Below are 6,476 nucleotides of genomic sequence, written 5' to 3' on the forward strand. Positions count from 1 at the left end.
GTCTAGCAGGAAGGAGATCTTCTGCGACAGGAAGGTGGCGTGGTCGGCGAGCGACAGCACGTCGCGAGACAGCGTCTTGATGCGCGCCTTGGTGTCCTTGCTCATCTTGGTGCGGGTCGAGGCATGGGCGAAGAAGCCTGCCAGGCGCTGCAGCGAGATCAGGCTGTCGCGGATCGAGGAGGCAATGTCCTCCTTGCGGCCGATGGCTTTCAGCAACTCCTGGAAATCACGGTTGCGCTTGGAAACCTTGGTCGACCGCGCCTCGAAGATATCGCGCGAGATCGCCTCGATGTCGCGGCCGGCGCGTTCCAGAATGTCGGCGAGACGGTCGACGATCGCCTCCAGCAAGCCGATCAGGATGGTGTCGCCGCTGGTGCAGCCGGTCGCCACCTTTTCGGCGCGCTGCGGAAAGGTCTTGAAAGCTTTCGGTTCGTGGTAGCGCACCGTGATCAGCCTTGTGCCGGCGAGCACGAAGGTAACCGGCGACATCAAGGGATCGTCGATTTCGGTCTGGGCGGGCAGGGTGGCGGTCATGAAATAGGCGCCGTCCTCGACATAGAGGCGGCTCGAAATCTCGATCTCCTCCATCTCCTCGCGCGTCGGAATGGCAACGCCGAGCCAGCTCTCGATCGTCGCTTCCTCTTCCTTTGTCGGGTTGAACAGGTCCGCCCAGACGATGGTCTCGCTGTTTGCCAGGAGATCGTCGACGACGCGCAGGCGGTCATTGTCCACGACGAAGGCCTTGATCATCGCCTGATATCCCTTGCTGGGGGTGCGTTCGGATTGACGCGTCGTGTTGGATTGCACGGTTCTCGACGTCAGCGCCGACCGTGCGTCTGCCGCTTAGACCTGTGACGTGACAAAATCAAGACAAGCGGCTGTCGGGCGGATGGCCGCCGTCGCCTTGGAAGCATGTATCGAGGAACTTCGCCGACAGCTTGCCGGGATGTTCTCGACCGCTTCAGGGCATCAAGTGTTGAACTTGAACAACAGCACGTCGCCGTCCTGGACGACATATTCCTTGCCTTCGTCGCGCGCCTTGCCGGCTTCCTTGGCCGCGACTTCGCCGCCCAGTGTGACGAAGTCGTTGTAGGAAATGGTCTGGGCGCGGATGAAGCCGCGCTCGAAATCGGTGTGGATGACACCGGCGGCCTGAGGCGCCTTGTCGCCTTTATGGATCGTCCAGGCGCGCGTCTCCTTCGGCCCGGCGGTGAAATAGGTGATGAGGTGCAACAGGTCGTAGCCGGCGCGGATGACCTTGTTGAGGCCGGGCTCGTCGAGGCCGAGCGAGGACAGGAATTCCATCTCTTCCTCGTCCGAGAGTTGCGCGACTTCGGCTTCGATCGCCGCCGAGATCACCACGGTGCCGGCGCCTTGCGCGGTGGCCATCTTTTCCACGGCCCTGGTGTGTTCGTTGCCGGTGGCGGCATCGGCCTCCGCGACATTGCAGACATAGAGCACGGGATGCGAGGTCAGAAGGTTCAGGCCCTGCAGGATGCGCAAATCTTCGGCCGAAATACCCTTGAGCAGGATGCGGGTCGGCTTGCCGGCCTGCAGCAGTTCGAGCGCTGCCTCCATCAACGGCAGCACGGTCGTCGCTTCCTTGTCCTTGCTGCCGGCGCGCTTGCGGATCTGGACGATGCGGCGCTCGATGCTGTCGAGGTCGGCAAGCATCAGCTCGGTCTCGACCGTCTCGGCATCGGCGACGGGGTCGATGCGGCCCTCGACATGGGTGATGTCGTCATCCTCGAAGCAGCGCAGCACATGCACGATGGCGTCGACCTCACGGATGTTGGCGAGAAACTGGTTGCCCAGCCCTTCGCCCTTCGAGGCACCGCGCACCAGGCCGGCAATGTCGACGAAAGAGATGCGAGTTGGAATGATCTCCTTCGACTTGGCGATCGCGGCGATCTTCTGCAGGCGCGGATCTGGCACCGCCACCTCGCCGGTGTTCGGTTCGATGGTGCAGAATGGATAGTTGGCGGCTTGCGCCGCAGCCGTTCTGGTCAACGCGTTGAAAAGCGTCGACTTGCCGACGTTGGGCAAGCCAACGATGCCGCATTTGAAACCCATTTTTGTTCGGTCCTATCGGGAAAATAGAAATTTGATCAGGGCTATGGGCGATAGGGGTGATCAACGTCAAGCCCTTCGGTCCCCTTGATGCTCAGTCCTTGCCGCCGAACAGCTTCTTCAGCATGGCGGCCATTGGACCGCTTTCCGGCAGCTTGACCACCGGCTGTTGAGGCCGTGCTTGGCGGACATGACTTTGCTGCTTGTGCGCCGACTGCTTCTGCGCTGGCTTTTCGGGCTCCGGCCCGGCCTTGCCCTGGACGGCGAGACTGGCCTTATTCATGAAGCCGGATTCGTCGCCCTTGACGATCATGGCGGCATTATCGGCGATCGCGTCGAGCAGCGGGTCGAGCCATTCGCGGTCGGCTTTGGCGAAATTGCCGAGCACATGGTGCTGGACCATTTCCTTGACGCCGGGATGGCCGACGCCGATGCGCACGCGGCGATAGCCATTGCCGATATGACCGTCGATCGACCGGATGCCGTTGTGGCCGCCGGCGCCGCCACCGGTCTTGATGCGCAGCTTGCCTTCGGCAAGGTCGATCTCGTCATAGAAGACGGTGAGCGCGGAAAGCTCGAGCTTGTAGAAGCGCAGTGCTTCGCCGACCGACTGGCCGGACAGGTTCATGAAGGTCTGCGGCTTGATCAGGACGATTTTTTCGCCGCCGAGCGTGCCCTCGGAAATGAGGCCCTGGAATTTCTTCGACCAGGGCGAAAAGGAATGGCGGCGGGCGATTGCGTCCGCCGCCATGAAACCGACATTGTGGCGGTTGTCAGCGTATTTCGCGCCCGGATTGCCGAGACCTGCAAACAGCAGCATCGCCTGCTCCGGGCGTGAAAGAGTTACTTCTCGTCGGCGGCAGGAGCCGCTTCAGGTGCAGCTGCTTCAGCCGTCTCTTCCGTCTCCGGCTTCATCGCCGACGAACCGGCAATGGTCGCGATGGTGAAGTCGCGGTCGGAGATCACAGGCTTGACGCCAGCCGGCAGCTTGACCGCCGAGATGTGGATCGAGTCGCCGATGTTGGCGCCGGTGAGATCGACGGTGATGAACTCCGGGATCGCATTGGCCGGGCAGTGGAACTCGACTTCGTGACGCACGATGTTGAGCACGCCGCCGCGCTTGATGCCGGGCGACTTGTCCTCGTTGATGAAGTGGACAGGCACGTCGACATTGACTTCGGTGTCCTTGCCGATGCGCAGGAAGTCGACATGGACAGGGAAATCCTTGACCGGGTCGAGCTGGAAGTCCTTCGGCAGGACCTGGATCTTCTTGCCGTCGACATCGATCGTGGCGATCGTGGTCAGAAACCCACCGCCATGGATCTTGTAGTAGATATCCTTGTAGGTGAGCGCGATAGCCAGGGGAGGCTGCTTGTCACCATAGATTACTGCAGGCACTTTACCGTTGCGGCGAACTGCACGGGCGGACCCCTTACCGACCTGTTCGCGTGCTTCGGCCTTGAGCTCGTAAGTGTCGTGGCTCATGGCATTTCCTTTCGGTTTACTGGAGCGCTCACGGTTGGCAGAGTGCCTGGACCGTAAACGTCGAAAGCCGACATACCCATGCATGATCTGGTCCGAAAACCGGAATCCACTTTTCGGGATCATGCGGGAAGGCGGCCTTCCGCCGCGTTGCCTCCAAGGGTGTCTACGCGGGTGGCGGCTCTATAGCGGAAGGCGGCCGGAGGTGCAAGCCAAAGGCACGCCCAGGCTGGTGCAGTCCAGGCGGTCGCTATCCGCGCTTTTCGATGACGGCATAAAGCACGTTGCGGTTCTCGCCGAAGAACACCCGCGCCTCGACGGTGTTGCGGTCGACGCTGGCATTGACGATGTTCCACATATCGACCTCCGATCGCAGCAGCAACACCCAGTCCATGAATGTCTCCCGGTAGCCGGCGTCAGGCGTGCCCTCGGCGTAGTTCGCAAACAGGAACGTCCCGTTCGGCTTCAGCATCTGCAGGCAGGTCTTCGTGAGTTTCACCGCGACGTTGTGGGCGAGGTAGTCGTAAAGGCCGGAGGCATAGATGAAATCGAACTTGCCGAGCTTGTGACCCCGCGTGAGCACGGTTCGCACCGAGCCGTCGATGGCTTCGACCGCGGTGCCCTGGAAGTCGCGCGCGATCAGCCCAACGCTCTGGGGATCCTGATCGAGCGCAACCCAGCGCTTGAGACGGCCCTCCGTCAAGGCGACCGAGCGATTGGCCTCCCGCAAATGGCCGGCCGCGATCGCCAGGATCTCGGTTTGCGGTCCATTCTTGACCGCAATCTCGTCGACATATCGGGTCAGGAGGTCGCGTCGTTCCCGTGCCGCGACGCATGAGGGTACGTTCTGGGTATGGCTATAGAGCGCCTTGCCGATCTCCGAGGCGTTGGCCACGCTCTCTGCCACGTGCGGATCGCAATAGATGTAATCAAGCAACTGCGCGTCGCCGGAATAGCCCCTGGGCTTGGTGAAGGACCAGTGCGTCAGCGGATCCTCGAGAAAATACTTCAGGATCGGATGGTTCTGCGCCACCGGTATCAACGCATGCCAGACGTCGGGATGAACCTTGGAATGCAGGCCATTGAGGAAGGACAGCAAGCGACCGACGATCTCGGCGGGGTTCTTGTCCTGTTCGATCTGCTGCTGTGTCGCGTGGAGAATGAGCGCCAGCTCCGCGCGCGCGGTTTCGAACGCTTCGCCATGATGCTCGAGCTTTCCCCGAGGCAGCGTGCCGGCGAGCATCGCGGCAGTAATCAAGCTTTTGCCATCAAGAACGGTCTGCACGCCATCACTCCATAGTTAACAGTCGGTTAACTTATTGCGTAGAATGCTCCATTTGCCAATGTCGGGCTGACGGCATTTTATCGTTATGATTAATTTCCCGCCAACCATGTTCCTCTTTAGACGGCTTCCGGCCCGAATTCCGGGTTCGAGTTAACGGAAACTTGTCTTGCGCGATTGCATTTGTTTGCCCGGCGTCGCAATCGCCGTCGCGTCCAAAGGAGCCGGCCCGCGTGGGGGCAGAAGCTGGAAATGAGTTCGGAAAACAAAATCCCTTTCAAACGGGGTCTATTGTGATGAACGAACACCTGTCCTCCGTATTGGTCGATACGGTTGATGCGGAGCCGTACGAGCCGCGCTATGAACTGAGCGCCGACGAGCTCCGCACCCTTTACCGCACCGAAGCGCAGGCGACGCGAAGAGGAGAAGCCAGGCCAGGGCTCTGGATTGCGGTTGCGATCTATCTCTTGTTTTCGGCAACGGATCTGCTGCTGATCCCGGATGTTGCTGCCTACACGATCACGGCGCGCTTCGCAGTCGGCTTGAGCGCGCTTTTGATCCTCGAAGCACAGCTTCGCCGGGGGATTGGAACGGAATGGCTCGACGTGACCTGCGCCGGAGCCATCATCTTCGGCTATGTTGGTTGGTTGTGCCCAGCGGTTCTTGGCGCGGACAAGGAAAGCGTCTCTTACTACATGGTCTTTGGGACCATATTCATGATGAGCGCAAATCTTTTCTTTACGTTCAATTTCAAGCTTTCTATCGTAACCTCGGCAATAATATTGTGTATACTTTACATCGTAAATTACTTCGTTCCTTCAACCCTTACATACAAAATGGTATTCGGGGCTTTCTATATATCCTGTTTCACGTTCACCTCGTATGTGAACTGGAAACTGAATGAGGAACGCTACAACGTCTTTCTGAATGCCCTGGAAGCCAAGATCCAGCACAATGAGGCGACCGAACGCGGCAAGGCCCTGCTGAGGTTGTCGCGGACCGATCCGCTGACGGGTCTGGAGAACCGGCGCGCGATCGACGAGAAGCTGCGGGACTACTGGAGCGATTGGCAAAAGGTCGGTACCAGCTTCGGGGCGATCCTCATCGACGTGGACTTCTTCAAGAAATTCAACGACTGCTACGGCCATCAGGAAGGCGACCGCTGCCTGATCCATGTCGCCAATGCCCTTAGCGACATGATCAAGCAGTATAATGGCTCCATCGGCCGCTATGGCGGTGAAGAGTTCATCGTCCTGGCTCGCATGGAGAAAAAAGAGCAGATACTGGATATAGCGGAAGCCATTTGCAGCACGGTCGAGAACCTGGCGCTGACGCACGAACTGCGGCGCGACGGCGTCTCGATCGTAACGGTGAGCGTTGGCGCCGCATTCACCAGGACGCAGACCGGCGCCAAGCTGGAGAAGATCATCCACGAGGCCGATCGCGCTCTCTATCTGGCAAAAGCCGGCGGCCGAAATTGTGCCCGGCTGTTCGATCCAACCGATCCGCAAAGCAGCGACGAGAGCGAGAACATCGCGGCCTTGCTGAAGATCGCGATCGGCCAGAATCTCGTTTCACTGGTTTATCAGCCTATCCAGGATGTCAAATCGGACCGGGTTGAAGCGGTGGAGGCTCTGATGCG

Annotated in this window: 6 protein-coding genes; 1 reads left to right on the forward strand and 5 read right to left on the reverse strand. The window is 59.8% G+C overall.

The features are described 5' to 3' along the window. The 5 genes from EN984_RS18095 to EN984_RS18120 form a co-directional block, all read right to left on the reverse strand. Positions 1–750: CorA family divalent cation transporter (locus EN984_RS18095; protein ID WP_127383860.1), on the reverse strand; the 750-nt coding region annotated here is incomplete at its 3' end. A gap of 219 nt (positions 751–969) precedes the next feature. Beyond that, positions 970–2,073, reverse strand: a complete 1,104-nt coding sequence (ychF, locus tag EN984_RS18100) for a redox-regulated ATPase YchF (protein WP_127270552.1) — start codon at positions 2,071–2,073, stop codon at positions 970–972. 91 nt (positions 2,074–2,164) lie between these two features. Then, positions 2,165–2,890 carry an aminoacyl-tRNA hydrolase gene (gene pth / locus EN984_RS18105; RefSeq protein ID WP_127270550.1) on the reverse strand — a complete coding sequence of 242 codons (726 nt, stop codon included), beginning with the start codon at positions 2,888–2,890 and terminating at the stop codon, positions 2,165–2,167. Positions 2,891–2,913: 23 nt separating this feature from the next. After that, the gene (locus EN984_RS18110; RefSeq protein WP_127270548.1) at positions 2,914–3,555 is read right to left on the reverse strand and encodes a 50S ribosomal protein L25/general stress protein Ctc; all 642 of its coding nucleotides are present in this window, start codon (positions 3,553–3,555) and stop codon (positions 2,914–2,916) included. Positions 3,556–3,802: 247 nt separating this feature from the next. Continuing rightward, positions 3,803–4,837, reverse strand: a complete 1,035-nt coding sequence (locus EN984_RS18120) for a class I SAM-dependent methyltransferase (protein WP_127267866.1) — start codon at positions 4,835–4,837, stop codon at positions 3,803–3,805. Between the two features lie 293 nt (positions 4,838–5,130). Here EN984_RS18120 and EN984_RS18125 point away from each other — a divergent pair. Further along, positions 5,131–6,476 (forward strand): diguanylate cyclase (locus EN984_RS18125; protein ID WP_127383861.1); only part of this gene is annotated, 1,346 nt, incomplete at its 3' end.

This window comes from Mesorhizobium sp. M7A.F.Ca.CA.004.12.1.1, from assembly GCF_003997835.1.
GTDB lineage: Bacteria > Pseudomonadota > Alphaproteobacteria > Rhizobiales > Rhizobiaceae > Mesorhizobium.